At 39.8% G+C, this 14966-nt stretch carries 17 protein-coding genes and 1 pseudogene; 5 read left to right on the top strand and 13 right to left on the bottom strand.

The genetic code is table 11. The annotated features are described in order from the left end of the window. Nucleotides 1–9: 9 nt before the first annotated feature. The 9 genes from A8140_RS17180 to A8140_RS17140 all read right to left on the bottom strand — a co-directional run bounded on the left by A8140_RS17180 (nucleotide 10) and on the right by A8140_RS17140 (nucleotide 7731). A complete protein-coding gene (locus A8140_RS17180; RefSeq protein WP_005530524.1) occupies nucleotides 10–843 on the bottom strand; it encodes a type II secretion system F family protein in 834 nt (277 codons plus the stop codon). Further along, nucleotides 840–1742, bottom strand: coding sequence for a type II secretion system F family protein (locus A8140_RS17175; protein WP_005530523.1), 903 nt, complete (start codon nucleotides 1740–1742; stop codon nucleotides 840–842). The genes A8140_RS17180 and A8140_RS17175 overlap by 4 nt, the downstream gene beginning before the upstream one ends. A 1-nt stretch (nucleotide 1743) precedes the next feature. Further along, the gene (locus tag A8140_RS17170; protein ID WP_005530520.1) at nucleotides 1744–3015 is read right to left on the bottom strand and encodes a CpaF family protein; all 1272 of its coding nucleotides are present in this window, start codon (nucleotides 3013–3015) and stop codon (nucleotides 1744–1746) included. After that, on the bottom strand, nucleotides 3012–4253 hold the full coding sequence (locus A8140_RS17165) for a CpaE/TadZ family protein (protein WP_038863045.1): 1242 nt from the start codon (nucleotides 4251–4253) through the stop codon (nucleotides 3012–3014). Before A8140_RS17165 ends, A8140_RS17170 begins: the two co-directional genes overlap by 4 nt. A gap of 2 nt (nucleotides 4254–4255) precedes the next feature. Continuing rightward, nucleotides 4256–4732 (bottom strand): hypothetical protein, encoded by a 477-nt coding sequence (locus tag A8140_RS17160; protein ID WP_005530518.1) that lies wholly within the window; start codon nucleotides 4730–4732, stop codon nucleotides 4256–4258. Next, nucleotides 4729–6099: a type II and III secretion system protein family protein gene (locus tag A8140_RS17155; RefSeq protein WP_005530516.1), complete on the bottom strand. Its 1371-nt coding sequence runs from the start codon at nucleotides 6097–6099 to the stop codon at nucleotides 4729–4731. The genes A8140_RS17160 and A8140_RS17155 overlap by 4 nt, the downstream gene beginning before the upstream one ends. Next, nucleotides 6099–6923 (bottom strand): Flp pilus assembly protein CpaB, encoded by an 825-nt coding sequence (gene cpaB / locus A8140_RS17150; protein WP_010647119.1) that lies wholly within the window; start codon nucleotides 6921–6923, stop codon nucleotides 6099–6101. Before cpaB ends, A8140_RS17155 begins: the two co-directional genes overlap by 1 nt. Nucleotides 6924–6944: 21 nt before the next feature. After that, the gene (locus tag A8140_RS17145; protein ID WP_029388759.1) at nucleotides 6945–7382 is read right to left on the bottom strand and encodes an A24 family peptidase; all 438 of its coding nucleotides are present in this window, start codon (nucleotides 7380–7382) and stop codon (nucleotides 6945–6947) included. 142 nt (nucleotides 7383–7524) lie between these two features. Beyond that, entirely contained in the window at nucleotides 7525–7731 is a 207-nt protein-coding gene (locus A8140_RS17140; RefSeq protein ID WP_005530508.1) for a Flp family type IVb pilin, read from the bottom strand. 463 nt (nucleotides 7732–8194) lie between these two features. On the opposite strand from A8140_RS17140, the gene A8140_RS17135 reads away from it, so the two are divergent. The 4 genes from A8140_RS17135 to A8140_RS17120 all read left to right on the top strand — a co-directional run bounded on the left by A8140_RS17135 (nucleotide 8195) and on the right by A8140_RS17120 (nucleotide 12754). Then, nucleotides 8195–9085 carry a LysR family transcriptional regulator gene (locus tag A8140_RS17135; protein WP_005530505.1) on the top strand — a complete coding sequence of 297 codons (891 nt, stop codon included), beginning with the start codon at nucleotides 8195–8197 and terminating at the stop codon, nucleotides 9083–9085. Between the two features lie 373 nt (nucleotides 9086–9458). After that, on the top strand, nucleotides 9459–10202 hold the full coding sequence (locus A8140_RS17130) for a hypothetical protein (RefSeq protein WP_005530503.1): 744 nt from the start codon (nucleotides 9459–9461) through the stop codon (nucleotides 10200–10202). A gap of 714 nt (nucleotides 10203–10916) precedes the next feature. Next, nucleotides 10917–11270: a hypothetical protein gene (locus A8140_RS17125; protein ID WP_005530500.1), complete on the top strand. Its 354-nt coding sequence runs from the start codon at nucleotides 10917–10919 to the stop codon at nucleotides 11268–11270. A 932-nt stretch (nucleotides 11271–12202) separates the two neighbouring features. Then, entirely contained in the window at nucleotides 12203–12754 is a 552-nt protein-coding gene (locus tag A8140_RS17120) for a hypothetical protein (RefSeq protein WP_005534855.1), read from the top strand. A 340-nt stretch (nucleotides 12755–13094) separates the two neighbouring features. Here the strand turns inward: A8140_RS17120 and A8140_RS25910 are convergent, their stop codons facing one another. After that, nucleotides 13095–13157 (bottom strand): hypothetical protein, encoded by a 63-nt coding sequence (locus A8140_RS25910; RefSeq protein WP_335726556.1) that lies wholly within the window; start codon nucleotides 13155–13157, stop codon nucleotides 13095–13097. 15 nt (nucleotides 13158–13172) lie between these two features. Here A8140_RS25910 and A8140_RS25670 point away from each other — a divergent pair, with 15 nt between their 5' ends. Further along, the gene (locus A8140_RS25670) at nucleotides 13173–13364 is read left to right on the top strand and encodes a hypothetical protein (RefSeq protein ID WP_005534857.1); all 192 of its coding nucleotides are present in this window, start codon (nucleotides 13173–13175) and stop codon (nucleotides 13362–13364) included. Between the two features lie 423 nt (nucleotides 13365–13787). On the opposite strand, the gene A8140_RS17110 is transcribed toward A8140_RS25670, so the two are convergent. From A8140_RS17110 to A8140_RS25200, 3 genes and pseudogenes are all read right to left on the bottom strand, one after another. Then, nucleotides 13788–14126, bottom strand: a complete 339-nt coding sequence (locus A8140_RS17110) for a hypothetical protein (RefSeq protein ID WP_005534859.1) — start codon at nucleotides 14124–14126, stop codon at nucleotides 13788–13790. Between the two features lies 1 nt (nucleotide 14127). Further along, entirely contained in the window at nucleotides 14128–14463 is a 336-nt protein-coding gene (locus tag A8140_RS17105; RefSeq protein WP_005534861.1) for a hypothetical protein, read from the bottom strand. A 305-nt stretch (nucleotides 14464–14768) separates the two neighbouring features. After that, a pseudogene (locus tag A8140_RS25200) lies at nucleotides 14769–14927 on the bottom strand (IS630 family transposase); the annotation flags it as partial. Nucleotides 14928–14966 lie beyond the last annotated feature (39 nt).

Below are 14966 nucleotides of genomic sequence, written 5' to 3'. Positions count from 1 at the left end.
TCTCTATATTTATGGCATTTGCATGATTCCCGGAGCGAGAATCAGAATAACGATTGGAAACATGATGAAAAGGATCAAAGGCACACTCATCTTCGCAGAAAGTTTACCGACCTTTTCCTCTACCGTAAGGATTTGTACCTTTCGCATGTCCTCCGCAAGGTCGCTCAATACTTGAGCTACGGAAGTTCCGTATTGCAAATTTTGAATAATGGTAAGTACAAAACTTCGTATCGCTGGCGTAGGGATACGCTCACTAAGATCAGTTAATGACTTCTCCAAACCATGTATTTTTGCGGAATCGGAAGTGCGTTTGATTTGATAGCATAAGTCCGAATCAAAATCTGCCAGCTCTCTACCCAGGTAAACTAGGGCTGCCTCTATGGTCATGCCAGTTTGAACACAAACAGACATCATATCTAAAAGGTAAGGCAATTGAGCAGAGGTCTTTCTTATCAGTAATTTGCGTCTAATTTGAAGCAGCGAATCAGGACCAACGATCACAGTAATTAGAGTGAAAGTAATAAAGATAAGTTGATTCCGCTGTTCCATGCCTGAAAACAATACGGCTCCTGACACCAAAGCTAGCACCAGCAATTTGGCAGGAAAATAAAACTTTGCCCACTCAGTGTTGTAATAGCCAGCCTCAATCATCTTTTGTTCAAGTTCATGTCGATGTTCTTTACCAAAACGAACAAAAAAGCGATTGACCATTGAAGGTGATTGATGAGTATGATCCTCCACGTATAGCGCAATTTTTTTGCGTCTCTGATCTCTACGAAATGAATCTACTATCAGAAAAGACATCGAAATAACGAGCACAATTAGAGCAACCAATAGCATCATGCGCGCACACCTCTCACGAGCAACCAAACAATAAATAGCCCAAAGAACTCACTACCAAGAACATAAAATAAAACCTGTCGACCAGCTGGGTCATATAAAACGAAGTTGACATTTTCTGGGTTTACATAGTTGAGCATGATCATGAATATCAGAGGAATAGCAGCGACGATTTTTGCCGAAATTCTCGCTTCAGACGTCATTGCCATTTTCTTTTTCTCAAGTGTCCTAGCATCAACAAGTACTCGAATTAACCTTGCTAGCACGCCCTTTAATTGGCCACCACGCGTAATGTTTGCCCGTAATGTGACAGTAAAGAAGAGAAATTCAGGATATGGGTAGTTTTTACAGGAACGTTTTAGAACAACTTCCGGGGACTCCCCCAGTTTTAGGCGGTCTCCCATTAATTTAAACTCTTGGCCAATCGAGTTATCCATCACATCACCAACGTAACTAATGGCCTGCATTAGACTGTCACCTGCTGTAACGGCACTCATCAAAATGTTTAGAGCATCAGGAAATGTATTTTCAAAGTCTCTGCGCCTTTTAGTCATCAAGTAGCGGTACCCGAACAGCGTCAGCAGCAGTGATAAACCAAAGATGAAAAATATGTTAGAAAGCAAAAGTAACTTAACGACAAAATACCAAGAAGCGATGAGGCTACCCGTAATGTACAGAGCGATATAAAGAGACGAACGCGGCCCCAGTACTTTCAGAGTTGGTGAGACCGACTCTTTAAACTTTTGCCAGCTTTGTTTACGCACCAGAGATTTAACGTTAATTGCGTTAAAGTTTTCCGCTTCCACTTCTTCAATATTGAAAAACTGGTCGACCTTTTTAACCTTTGAATCTCGGACTAAAAGCAGAACTACAGCAAAGAGGAGGAGAGAGAGCCAAAGCATGCTATATCCCCTTAAATGATGCCATCAGCTCATCATAAAGACCGAAAAAGTGGGCCTTTTTTACAAGCTCAGAGCGCTGCATAATACCACTGGTGACAAAGTCACCTTTCACGGTTTCGCCAAAATGAGTATCGTCATGACGGAAACGGTAAATCTCTTCCATCACTACACTATCCCCTTCTAAACCAACGATCTCAGAGATACTCGTTATTTTACGAGAACCATCGCGTAGTCGGTTAACCTGCACAACCATTTGCACAGCACTGACGATCGTTCTTCGAATCGCATCAAGAGGCTGATTTAAATTCGCCATCATAACCATGGACTCAACACGAGCGATCGCATCGCGCGGTGTATTCGCGTGTAGCGTCGACATAGAACCATCGTGGCCAGTATTCATCGCCTGTAACATTTCAAATGCTTCAGAACCACGACACTCACCAAGAATGATTCGATCTGGGCGCATACGTAGCGCATTGATAACCAAATCACGCTGGTTCACCGCACCAGTTTGTTCAACGCTGGAGGTTCGCGTTTCAAGTCGAACCAGGTTTGGTTGTTGTAAACGAAGCTCAGCTGCATCCTCAATCGTTATAATACGCTCATCTTCTGCAATATACTGAGATAGTGCATTGAGTAGTGTGGTTTTGCCGGAGCCGGTGCCGCCTGAAATAAGAATATTTATTCGACAGCGGGAAGCGATCATCAAAACTCTTGCCATGTCTGGAGACATAGAGCCAAAACCAATTAAATCCTCGAAGCCAATGTTCTGTTCTCTAAACTTACGGATAGAAATTGAGGTTCCGTCCAAAGCAATCGGTGGGATAACTATGTTTACACGACTGCCGTCTTCAAGTCTCGCATCAACAGTTGGAGATAACTCATCAACGCGTCTACCAACGCGAGAAGCGATACGTTTTGCAATCGCTAGAAGCTGCTCTTCATTAACAAACGAGACTTCTGATTTTTGCACCTTACCGTGTCGTTCAAAGAAGATATTGTCTGGGCCATTAACCATGATGTCTGAGATCGATTGATCTTCAACTAGTGGTTGCAATGGCCCAAGACCAAAAAGCTCGTCCATGAGGCTTTTTACTAACCCAGACTTCATCATTGAAGTTATCGGACGTTGATAGCCGTTGGCTAACAGATCAACTGCGGCTTGTATTTGTGACTCTAGATCTTTGCGATTCATTTTCTGAACCGCTTCGGCATCTAGCGCTTCAAATATCTGACCACGAAACGCTAGGTATAAATCCTTGTTTGAACTCATTTAACACGCACCCTTTTCAACCAAGATCCCTTACTTTTTTGAGTGACAGGCTGGCCATTGATCAGCTTCAGTAGCTGTTCCATAGAACGGCTGATGTTGCGGTCGTGTTTATGCGCTCGCTTACCATCGATAATGATATGTGATAGTGACTTGCAATAGTCAATTTCGAGATCAACAGGTACGCCCAAATATTTAGGTAGATCGTCTTTTTGCAGTACAAACGCATTTTCCGGGCGGTGATAGTTCACCATTGTGATCACTCGGGTTCGAGATGAAAGTGTAAGCTGTAAATTAGCTATTTTTTCAAACAGTCGTTTGGCACTTCTTGTAGAAGACACGGAAGCATCAAGAACCAACACAACCACATCAAAATTTTCCACCAACAGCTGAGGTTCAACTTTAAAATCAACACCACCAGAAAAATCTTCAATGATGAAATTAGTATTACGAGCTAATAGCTCACAAAGCGTTTGGTTGTAGTTGAGGATATCGTTCTGGCTCATATCGCCATCAATCGCCAACACACGTAGATTTTTTCGTGCATTGAACAGGTAGCTCAATGCCCCTTCCTCATCCATCTCATGCAATGGCGCAGTGAACTCGTCTATAGCACGGGATTTAAAGTCTTTTAGTCCCAGCAGAACATCGATATTGGTGTCCGCATATTGATGGTCGACAAGAATCGTATCGCTACCTTGAGTAGAGAGCAGTGAACTTAACTCGGTAGTAATGAAGGATGCTCCAACCCCACCTTTCGAACCAACAACCGCGACACGTTTTGCTTTACGCTTCTGACTTACGCCAGAAAATGTCTTGAGGTTTTTGTTCACATGATTCAAGAAGTCAGCAAACTCTTGTTTATTGACTGGCCAAAAAACGTAATAGAAGCCCATCTCTTTGAGAGAACGAAGCGTCGAGATCGCGTCTTCCTTGCCAATTACTACCACCCCTTTATGAGTTGGCACTTTGCTGGCAAACGCTTTAGCATCTTCAACAACGCTGCGGGATTCATTCAGTTCAAGGATGACGATGTGACTGCTTTGTTGCTCTGTCAGCTTGGTTGAGCCCGAGTTCGCTTTTACGCATTCAGGATCATTCCAGCCTTCAAAGCGGAACACTTCTTGAACTAGGTTCAAACACTCTTGTGATTGATAAAATAGCGTACAACCAGCGACCCCTGTCGTTGTGGATGGTGCGGGCTTTGCCTTGGTCGTTAGGGCTTTCGTCAGATCAAACATGATTATTCACCTATCAATCGAGACTTATCGGATACTTGCTTTAAACGCATCGATTCGACAAAACAATCTGGTTGTCCAATTCGAGCCTGAAACTTTGCTGGCAAGCATTGTTGAGTCCTCAAACGCGTTAACGTCACATGAATATTGAGATCGCTCGACAAAGAAGGCCTAGAGCGGTACTCAACTCTTTGTGGTGCGATGATATGTGACGGATACTGCTTAAAAATCGGCTCCAACATCGCTTTAGCGCGTGTGGATTTGTACTCCACTACGTAAGTAGCGCCTTTATCCATCGACTCAATATCGCGAATAAGTTGCTCAATCTTCTTAGCAGTTTCAGTGCGCTTTTTGATTGCAAACTCAAAACTGTGGTTTTCTTTATACACAATCGCTTCTGCGCCATTGCCGCCGAAATACCGCTCGTTTGCACAACCTAGGAGTGATGATGTCAACAAAGCAATGAATACAAGGTTCTTCATTGGATAAACCCTCCTTCCGACAACAGACGAATCGTGGCATCAGAAGACGCAATAGAATCTTTATTGGTCTCGATGTTCAACCAACGAGCCAATGTTGACGTTTTTTTGATGTACGGTAGTTGCACATCTCTCGGCTTAATAGGCTCAACTAGGTTTACCGTTGCCACGATAATCAATTCCGTGCGCTTTCTCTCAGTCATAGCTTTGCGAAACGCAGCACCTAATATTGGGATATCGCCGACAAAGGGAATTTTTTGCATTTTTTCTAGGTCAGCACTGCTCATCAAGCCACCTAGAACAAAGCTGTCGCCATCAGCTAACTCAACCGTTGTTAACGCTCGTCTTGAAGCCAATTGCGGCACTTTTATACCTGCTGCTTCTACGTAGCTTTCGACCTCACTCACTTCCGGTGCGAGTTGCATGCGAATTTTGTCTTTGCTTAAAACTTTTGCTGTAAGATCCAGCTTTATACCAAACTCTTTGAAGGAAATGTTTACGTTATTATTCGTTGAGATAATCACTGGTACTTCACCACCAACTAAAAAACTAGCCGATTCGCCAGATAGCACCGTCAGGTTTGGTTCTGCCAATACTTCAGCAACTTGATCATTGCCTAAAGCGGTAATTAACGTACTTAGATTCGCGGCATCAAACTGATCGAAAACGAACTCACCAACACTAGAGCCGACAGAACTCCAGTCTACACCAACAGTTTTACCAAAGGATTCTGTCACTTGTGCCACCGAGATTTTAACGTTTACTTGTTGAGTCGTTGCAACCTCAATGCGCTCGACAATTCCTCTCCAAGACATGTTACGCGCAAAAATCATCCCTTCCGGAGCCTCGTACTGGGCGTAATCAGATTTAAACTCAAACTTATCCGCTTTATCCCATTTCTTAATTTTTTCACGCCCAAGTAAAGTTGCAACTAAACGATAGATTTCATCTCGTGTCTCTTCTGAATCGACAACACCACTGACAGCGACTTGTTCCCCAATTGACTGAAGCGTGACCTTCGCATCCGGAAAATTAAATTTGATCTGACGTCTAACATCAGTCAAATCCAAGTCCACAATAATTCGGTCTGAAAGCAAGACATCTTCATCGATGCCATAGACAATCAAGCGTGCTTGCCCGATACCGTTAGCAAACACGACCAAGGTGGTGTCGTTAATGACTTTATAGTCAGCAAGATCAGGATTGCTGATGAACACTTTGCCAATCGGCTGTTTAAGCGAAATATGCTGTCCATCATGTAGAGTGATTGAACGATCAGCTGCGTGTGTTTTTGTCACAAAGAACAAGCAAAGAAAGACGGACGTGATGAATATTGAAAGTGATTGGCTAATTCGAGATTGTATTACCATTAAAGAGCCTCCCTTCGTTCAATGACATTGCCACGTAGTTCTTCGATGCCGGTGTAATTATCAATAACATTGCGCACTTCAGCGTACTCTGGTTTGTTGTAGGTTTGACTTCGGTATATTTCGATATGCATGGTTCGTTGTGCCAAAGCCAGTTTTGCTAAGTCGTCCGGTTTCACCTCAATGACCACGGTTGTCAGCCCATCTTCATTAATTGGGGAACGCGCGGTAACAGAGCTGTCATCTTCGTCATCACCACCAATATTTAGGACCTTGACGTGCTTTAAGAACATTGAAGCTTTTAAACCTTTAAAGCGTTTAGGTTTATCAATATTCTTAGCAAGGTTATCGTTGGGTGAGCTGACCGTGAGAATATCGATATAAGAGCCAGGACGAATGTAGTCATTGATTAAGTTCTGGTCGCTTACTTCAAGCGGATATAATGTCATTCCTTCCGTTACCAGAAGATCGATATAACCAGCTTGTCCGGGACTAACTTGATATTCCGGTAACACAACAGCACCTTTTTCAAGACTTCTATTGAGCAAAACTGAGGGTGAAAAATTTATCTGAGCATCTTCCCTTACACCAAGTACCAGGGCTTCGCTCAAAGGAAATTGCTGTTTAGCCACACCTTGAGCATCGATAGCATGCCCTTTTTCATAAGCTTTTGTGGTCACCCAAACAGCAACGTATTCTTCGTTTGGCTTCTCCACCACTTCAGTATTAGCTTTCGGTTGAGGATTGCTTTTGAATAAATCGACAACACCTAACGCGCCCACTATCAAAGCAGCGATTGCAACAAGTAATACCAGTCGAGATCTCATATTGTCCCTATTCTTGGAGGATTAAATGTGTGGCGTATTTTGAGTTAAAATGACTAAGTAAAATCCAACACTTATTGCTATCCCATATGGGATGCCTTCTCTCGTGTTAGCTGTGTTAGTTACCAGTTTTCGGTTCACCAAATAAGCAATGGCTAAAAATCCACCAAAAAAAGCCATCATAACGAGGCTCCAAAGTAAATCTTGTAGCGGGATAGTAAGTGATAAAACTGCAGCATATTTAATATCACCAGCCCCAACCCAGATAAAAGCATATAGGATTAAACCACCCACTAACACGACCAAAAACGTAGTAAGTTGGATGTCTAATGGTGACAGAAAGTACTGAAAAAAAAGCAGCATCCATAAGGTATGGTTATGTATTTTTCGATGAATAAAATCAACGATGGACACATATATGCATATTATTAACAATACCAATAAATACGATTCATAACTCAAAACAAAGACTCTTACCTGACTATATATTAGTTAATAATAATATTTTTAAGACATCATAAATTGACAGAGCCAGACCAATGAAAGCAAAGGTCTGGCAAAAACATCTAGCGATATTATTTATACTAGTAAGTAAGTTTTTATTTTACTGGCCAGCATTGCTAATAGCGGTTGCTACTTGCTCAAATGCAGCTTCTAATGAACCGATAAATCCAGAAGGGCTTACAGCAGTAGTTACTAATACAGCCATTGCTACTGCAATTAGGCCGTATTCAATAGCTGTTACGCCGCTCTCATCATTGTTAAATTTTGATAGAAAAGCATCAGTTTTTGCATATAGTTTAGTGATCATTTTTCATTCCTGTAAGACTATTTTATAAAAGAGCAACTAGTTTAATTAACAAGCTTAGAAAGTAGAAAATACCACCTATTGATAAAATCAATATGCTGAACAAATAACGACCAACAACATGGATGACAAGTCAACGAAAAACCAAATAAAGACATAAATTACAATAACTTGAATAAACAAAAACAGAAAAATGACAAGTTCAATTTTTATTTAATATTCAGCAAAAAATGGAACCAAGATCACTAACACGCCTACAAGTAAAATTATTAATAAATAAGTGACATTAAAATTATTTGCTATAGTTATGATTCATTATGCTGAGTGGGAATATAATTTAGACCTTTAACCGTAAAATTAAACACTTATGAATCATAAAACCAGTTGTAATATGGCAACCATCACGATATACATACACAAACAAACCTAAAACTATAAATACTTGCTTAAAAAGGTTGGTCGAATCATGAAACTGCAATTCGAAAGTATTGTTTCGTTTGTAGCTGTTGTTGAGGAAGGTTCATTTAGCTCCGCGGCTCGTAAACTTGGTAAATCACAATCTACCGTTAGCACTGCAATTCAAAATCTTGAGTCAGACTTAGGGTTCAGTTTATTTAATCGGCAATATTCTAAAGTTTGGCTGACTGAAAAAGGGAAGCGCCTATTTCATTTGTCTACTCCTGTTGTATCAAAGTATCGAGAGTTGATGACAACAGCGCAGCAAATGCACATATCAGAACAAATTATTTTCCGTGTAGGTATTGATCCACTGGTGTTCAATAAAGAAGTAAAGCAAACACTTCTTGAGTTTTCAGAAGCGTTTCCTAATGTAGATTTGCTGGTTGTCACCAAACCAAGTTTTGTTTTGGGTAACTACATAAATGAAGGGAAGATCGATCTAGCCTTGGGTAACCCCTACCACAAAACAGGGAACGACTTTAATATTGATGAGTTATTTTACGTCAACTGCTGGTGGGTAGCACACGAGGCCTTGACGAATATTGAAAACAATACGTCACAACGGATCCTCTTAATGGATGGCAGCGAAGAGTTACTCAATTTATCTAACATAGCAGCCTATAATTTATGGCGTCTGGATGACTTGGGAACCATCCTAGACCTGTGTAAAGCCCAAAAGGGCATTGCTTTTTTGCCGGAATTTCTCATCGAGGAAAATGAAAAGCAGAACAAGCTAAGACGGATTAACGACCACCCAGATTTGTTTGGCAAGCGAGTGACTGCTTCTCTATTCTGGCCAACGCACTCTGATTTTAGTCATTTCAATCAGTGGATTAAAGGTGAGCTAAGGCGAAGTGTTGATCATCAACCAAAGTTCATGGCAGATTTAGCTCAATAAACTTCTATCCCTCCCTCTTTTACCTAAATCTTCTTTCTTGATTACAAAGGAGCCGTAAAATTACGGCTCTTGTTAAATTCAAAAGTTTAGTCTCCAGCGTTATGTCTAACAGATATCAGCACAGTGTTTAATTCTTCTTGTGAAGCCATTTAACAATGAAATATTAGTATTGGCGTCTAATATCAGAAACTTTTAACCAGCTACCGCTCTACGCTTTTATTTGGAGCAAATCATTCTGAGCAATCCTGCCGTAGCAGATACAATGACTACCAACAGCCAACACTCAGCCCAAATGTAAAATCAGTTGCACATTAGAAAAAAGCGCATATATTGACCAAACAAATTAAAGATACAAGTTAGGTTGATTTAAATTATGAAAAAACACATTCTGTGCGCTTCTCTGTTATTAGTATCGTACGCCAATGCTGCAATAGAACTTGCTGCCACTGCAAAAATGGATAACGGATTCCCGATAGAAATACCTTATCCTGGGCTGGAGTTTTCAGCAAGCCAGTATGGAAGCGTCAACTTCGGCACTAAATTCAAATCAGTACAAGAACTTTGCTTCAAATTCAACAGTATTGAAGATTATAACCCTTTCTATTTTCGTCCTTTCATCGAAGGTCAGCTATTCAGCTCGTCTTTTTCACTTTCTTACCGACCAGGTCAATATCAATGCTGGACAGGTTCCGGTGACATATTCTTAGCTGGCAATATTCGCTTTATTCTTTGGAGTACTCGGGAAACGACCATAAATGATTTCGAGTTTAAGATCATTGGTGAACCTGACATTGAAGGTGAGGTTCTTCGCATAACTGCTGAGGACAACACGATAAATGGGATCAATGGAAGCTACTTTACACATGTCGTTCAACCCAATACTGTCTATTCTGTATCAATATTAAAAAATGACGCAATTAACAATACTACTTCAGCTCAGATTGGTAGCGTAGGAATCATTTTTACAGCTCCCGATGGAGTTAAACGACTTGTTTCCATTGAAAAAAAAGAGGTATTGCTCTCGACTCAAGGTGAGATGAATTTTTTCTTAGCTGACACTGCTTTCGATAACACAGGTGAAGTTTTGTTGAATATCAAGAGAGTTTCCCTCGAATAATGTCGTAATACAGACTGATTTTTTACCTTTCGCTACAACGAATGTGTTTAGGTGTTAGAGTTACGATAAAAGCCAGAAAAAGAGCAGCGGTACGCCATCAACACTGGTCTTTTTTTGACTTAATTGAGCGGTTCTCAAATGTGATAGCTATAAAGGAGTAAGGTGTGGTTTACGCTCATTTCAATTTAGATTGTTGTCTTACTAGCACCTCTTGCCACGAGTTTACTATAAGGGTTAGTGTTTATTGGATTTAACCTATTCTCGCTTAACTCATGTTAGTTATCTTCTAACCACCTAAACTTTTTTCACCCCTCAATCTGAAGAAGCTTTTTTCTATGATTACTTTTCAAAACAACCAAGAGACTATTATTACCTTGCACCAGATTACACAACAGACATAGTAAATCATATTCCCTATCTCACTTGTAACCTTTCTCATCCTCACTTTAGACTCTTAAAGCAAACCAGTTGAATATCCACACTATTTTATTAAAAAATAAATTCATTTAGATGCGCTATACAATACGAACTAAAATTACATCTCCCCCCCTCCATTTCGTCTATTTATCTTATTTATAGCTATAATTGACATAAACAAAACAATATACATTTTTTTATAAATACAATGCAGTCGATTACTCATGATGATCCTAGCTCACTATCTAAAAAGTAAAGCTCTGTTTTGATTGGGTATTAATAGTAAAGGAAAATAGAATGAAATTTAAAACCGCTTCAATTGCAATTCTTATCGGCTCAAGCATCACATTGTCTGGTTGCAGCAACCCTATTGAGTGGGCAGAAGGCTTTCTTGCAGAAAAAGTCGACCAACTTTTCGAAATGGAAGGCTATCCGATGGCAAATGATATGAAATGTAAGCTTTCACCTAAAGGAAAAGGGAAATACAAAACATTCGTTGATTGTTCAGGCTCAACAGCAGATGGTCGTGTTGCAACATATGCTGGTGGTAAGTTGAAGCATGCAGATAAAGAAGGTCACGAAGATTTCTATATAGGTAAAATTAACGGCAAAAAAGTATTGGTTAGCCATGGTGATGGCCTCGAGCATTGATGCTTTTAGCCCGTTCCTTATCTAAAGTCTACATCTGCAATTTTATAATCTGCAATCACTGATTAGTATGTTTTAGGTGACAAAGAGTGACTTCAAGGTCACTCTTTTGAAAATATTACTAATAGACCAGAATACCAGTTTTTTCACTCAACATTGTCTTTTTAGTGAAGTAAATAAAAGCATCTTTATACAATATATATCAGGTATATTTCTACTATCTTCTTTTTTAATAAGTTCGGTATGTACAATTATCCATAATTACGTACCCTGTTAATTAAACCTCGAGTTAAATTAGAAGATGTCTATTAGAACTTTGCCACATTGGTATAACTCAGCCATCAATATGGCGCAAACAAACATGCAACTTTATTCTACGCCCAATCCCCTATGGGAGTGTTATAGGGCACTTCATAAACTCAACAACCTATGAACGCCGCTTAATTAGAGAACGGGTCTAGAGAGTTTTTGCAAGATATCAGCTGGGAGAAACGCTTCTGAGCATTGATTTTTTCGCTTTGAATTATTTCTAGTTTTCAGGAAACCGATAGATACAAAGCCAATAACTATGAATCCAATTCTAGTGTTAAGTTAAAGCAGCATGTCAACTAGCCCGATAAAAGGTTTATGTACAAATCTATTAGCATCGTTTACCAGTTAAATAATCAACATTATTGTTATTATTGCATTGATAAGCATCTAAAATTAGGGTTCAAGTCTCACTATCCGGAAATTATCTATAACCCTTTATATAAATTCATCTTATATTTTTGGTAATATACTCCCAAGAACACGTTTGGAACATATAAACAAACTATCATTAAGATAGTTTTTCGCAGTCTTTGGATATAATTTTAATTTCCTAATTATGTTTTCAACGCCTTATTATTGATAAAAAATACACTAAACTCCGGTTACTAAAAGGAATACCTAACATGATCACTTGGATAATGAGAACCCAATTGATGCTCCTGCTTTTAATGTTACTAAGCTTCTCAGCTTCAGCTTTTGATAAAGATTGTCGTGAAGAGCCATCTGGCCTTTGTGTTAGCCTATTAACTGCAGATAATCATTATGTAAATGTATGGTTCGACCGAGAACTGCGTGTAGAAATCCTTGCTGTTGGGTATGATTTAAACTCCTGGCGTAGCTGGTTTTTGTTAAGAGATAAAATAACTCCTTTTAGCTCTTTCCAAGTTTCACATTTCGCAGACTACAACAATGACCGAAACGAAAGTGTATGGTTTACAGCATACAAAGCTAAGGGGGCTCAGTGTTGGGTAAAGTCTAAGTCGCTTTATTTTTACGAGTCCTGGGACGGTGCTGACCGTATAAAACGCCCCAAAAAATACTCTGATAGCAGAGCTTACGACATCTCAGTTGATGAAATGGTATACAGAGTAAATGAAAGGTACGGGTTTACTGATAAATCAGGAAGTCAAATCACCTTTTGTAATAGTGACATCCCGGTAGTTATGGCTAATTAAAAAGTCTGGTGCACCTTTTTACAAAGCCAAGTTGTTTGTATTCTTTAGGCCTACTTACGTAACTTATAGGTAAGACATGTCATTTAACTTAATAAAATTAAGTTAAAAAAGGCGATTTTCACCCATAAATAACGCTGTTCTACAATGAACGCCGCCATTTTCGCAGCCACTTTTTGAGAATGACTCAACCAACAAAAAGCCGGCGTTGAATCCATCAACACTGGCTTTTGTTTAGTTAAACCGATGAGAGGGTTAGTCTACTAAATACGGCAGTTGTTCTTCAGTCAGAGCACCATCTTTGGCAAAGTCAGTATGCCCCAGTACCCTGCTAACGTTCCAGTTAGTTAATTAAGTCTCGGTTAAATACCTTAGACTTAGCAAACATGTTTTCCATACTCGTCACATTAGACGTATTCCAATGACATATATCTTGGCTAAAGGCATGGGCAGACAAAACGGATGGCGTTATATGCTGCGCGAACAAACGATTGATGAGTCGATCACGGACCAGTACATCCAAGGCAGGATGTTTACGGATGCCGTAAACAGTGACCCTGAGGTGCCAAAAAGCCTGAATTTAGCCTTTAATCTCGGCAACGTTGCCACTTAAGAACTGCAATATTTCTTGCAATTTTTTGCACTCTTCGCAATTTTATTAGACACCATATAAGCCATTCTGAGCACTATTAACTCTCGGCAAGCCCAGTTATTTCAAAAGGGCTAACGGCTCGTTAACTCTCATAAGCGGTGGCAGAATTGCACTGATTTAGAATTGCGAAAAAATGAGGTCGAAAACGCTGCATGCGGGTAGGAGGAGTGCTTTTTCCGTGGGTTGGGCATGCCTTCGTTGGCGCTGTGTCACAGGCATACAAAAGCCACCGGCTGCGGTGGCTAAAGAGCGTAAAGCAATAAACTTATTATTTTACACTAAAGCTCCCGACCAACGAAATGACCTTAAAGTCACAGAGAGTATCGTTGGTTTAGACACATAGTCTCAAAGCGAAAGGAATTCTTTAGCAATTTCTTACCAAATTTATAACTTACAGTATTCTGTGCTAACGAGATACTTAACGTCATGAGAGAAAAAGCCGTATTCTTGAGCCATATAGGTCTTAATTTTACCCTCACACCACGTGAAAGCTGCTGCTTTGGTTGGATAGCCATAACCATACTCACTCCAGCATTGTTTTAGATCTTTTTCGCGTTCGTCAGCATATGGAGAACTTGATTCTATAATCTGACATGACGAGTAGGTATCTTTGCGTGAGCCATCACTGTTATAAGGATTCTGGTAAGACGGAGATGAAGCTGAATCGCCTCCCCCACACCCATACAAAGCGAAAATAGTCGTGACTATTAATAAATTTTTCATCTTATTCACCTTGTGTACGTTGATTTTTGAATGATTCATTGAACTCTACACGCGATGAACAAGGTACTTCAAAGAATTCGTGGTCATTGTTCGTAATTTCAAGTTGAAGAAATTCATAACCTGAACAGTTAAACAAAAGGTTAACCCCAGAAGTTAATTTAAAATTATCACCATGTATGTCAATGACAACTGTTTCGTCCGAGTAGTTGCGAATTGACAACATCGGTTCTTCAGTTTCGAACACGCCTACGTTTTCTAGCGGAGAAATATAATCGTTTGCTAATGCAGATGAGGATAATAGCCCTAAAAATAAGGCTGACTTATGACCAAATTTCATTACAGCTCCTGTTGGTCGTAAAATATAAGATATACAAAATAGGTAAAAGTTCTAAAGTTTGAATTTTTATGAAAATTTAGCCATCCAAGGAGGCGACCTTTCAATTACATCCAAAAATTCAAGTTCGTAACATTTTTAACGCGGCGAGTATATATGGCATTTATTCCAATTGACACATATGCAGGCAATATATCTTATGACCATTATCACAAATATTTAAATGACCCGACTATATAAATGCACAAAAAACCACCGCAATCGTTTGCTATTGGAAAGCGGAGTGAAGCAAGCAATGTTTACTAATCGAGCATACGGTGGCTACCGCCATTCTCAGGTTTCAGTTTTAAGTTTTCAGTTAGAGCATAATCAATAAGGTGACGAACAACTGTAGATTCACGGATGCAAAGAGCTGCAGAGATAATGGTCATGCTCCAGCCCTTGGCAGCCAGCAGTACCATTTTCATGGTGAGCATGCATGACTCAGGCTTAATGACAAATCACGT

It is taken from the genome of Vibrio campbellii CAIM 519 = NBRC 15631 = ATCC 25920, assembly GCF_002163755.1.
Classification (GTDB): Bacteria; Pseudomonadota; Gammaproteobacteria; order Enterobacterales; family Vibrionaceae; genus Vibrio; species Vibrio campbellii.
This window is presented reverse-complemented; position numbering and strand designations above follow the sequence as displayed.

Coding starts and splice junctions, on each gene's coding strand:
- A8140_RS17120 (WP_005534855.1), top strand. CDS start 12,203: ATGATCACTTGGATAATGAGAACCCAATTGATGCTCCTGCTTTTAATG.
- A8140_RS17180 (WP_005530524.1), bottom strand. CDS start 843: ATGATGCTATTGGTTGCTCTAATTGTGCTCGTTATTTCGATGTCTTTT.
- A8140_RS17165 (WP_038863045.1), bottom strand. CDS start 4,253: ATGTTTGATCTGACGAAAGCCCTAACGACCAAGGCAAAGCCCGCACCA.
- A8140_RS17155 (WP_005530516.1), bottom strand. CDS start 6,099: ATGGTAATACAATCTCGAATTAGCCAATCACTTTCAATATTCATCACG.
- A8140_RS17125 (WP_005530500.1), top strand. CDS start 10,917: ATGAAATTTAAAACCGCTTCAATTGCAATTCTTATCGGCTCAAGCATC.
- A8140_RS25670 (WP_005534857.1), top strand. CDS start 13,173: ATGACATATATCTTGGCTAAAGGCATGGGCAGACAAAACGGATGGCGT.
- A8140_RS17130 (WP_005530503.1), top strand. CDS start 9,459: ATGAAAAAACACATTCTGTGCGCTTCTCTGTTATTAGTATCGTACGCC.
- A8140_RS17140 (WP_005530508.1), bottom strand. CDS start 7,731: ATGATCACTAAACTATATGCAAAAACTGATGCTTTTCTATCAAAATTT.
- A8140_RS17105 (WP_005534861.1), bottom strand. CDS start 14,463: ATGAAATTTGGTCATAAGTCAGCCTTATTTTTAGGGCTATTATCCTCA.
- A8140_RS17170 (WP_005530520.1), bottom strand. CDS start 3,015: ATGAGTTCAAACAAGGATTTATACCTAGCGTTTCGTGGTCAGATATTT.
- A8140_RS17160 (WP_005530518.1), bottom strand. CDS start 4,732: ATGAAGAACCTTGTATTCATTGCTTTGTTGACATCATCACTCCTAGGT.
- cpaB (WP_010647119.1), bottom strand. CDS start 6,923: ATGAGATCTCGACTGGTATTACTTGTTGCAATCGCTGCTTTGATAGTG.
- A8140_RS17110 (WP_005534859.1), bottom strand. CDS start 14,126: ATGAAAAATTTATTAATAGTCACGACTATTTTCGCTTTGTATGGGTGT.
- A8140_RS17135 (WP_005530505.1), top strand. CDS start 8,195: ATGAAACTGCAATTCGAAAGTATTGTTTCGTTTGTAGCTGTTGTTGAG.
- A8140_RS17175 (WP_005530523.1), bottom strand. CDS start 1,742: ATGCTTTGGCTCTCTCTCCTCCTCTTTGCTGTAGTTCTGCTTTTAGTC.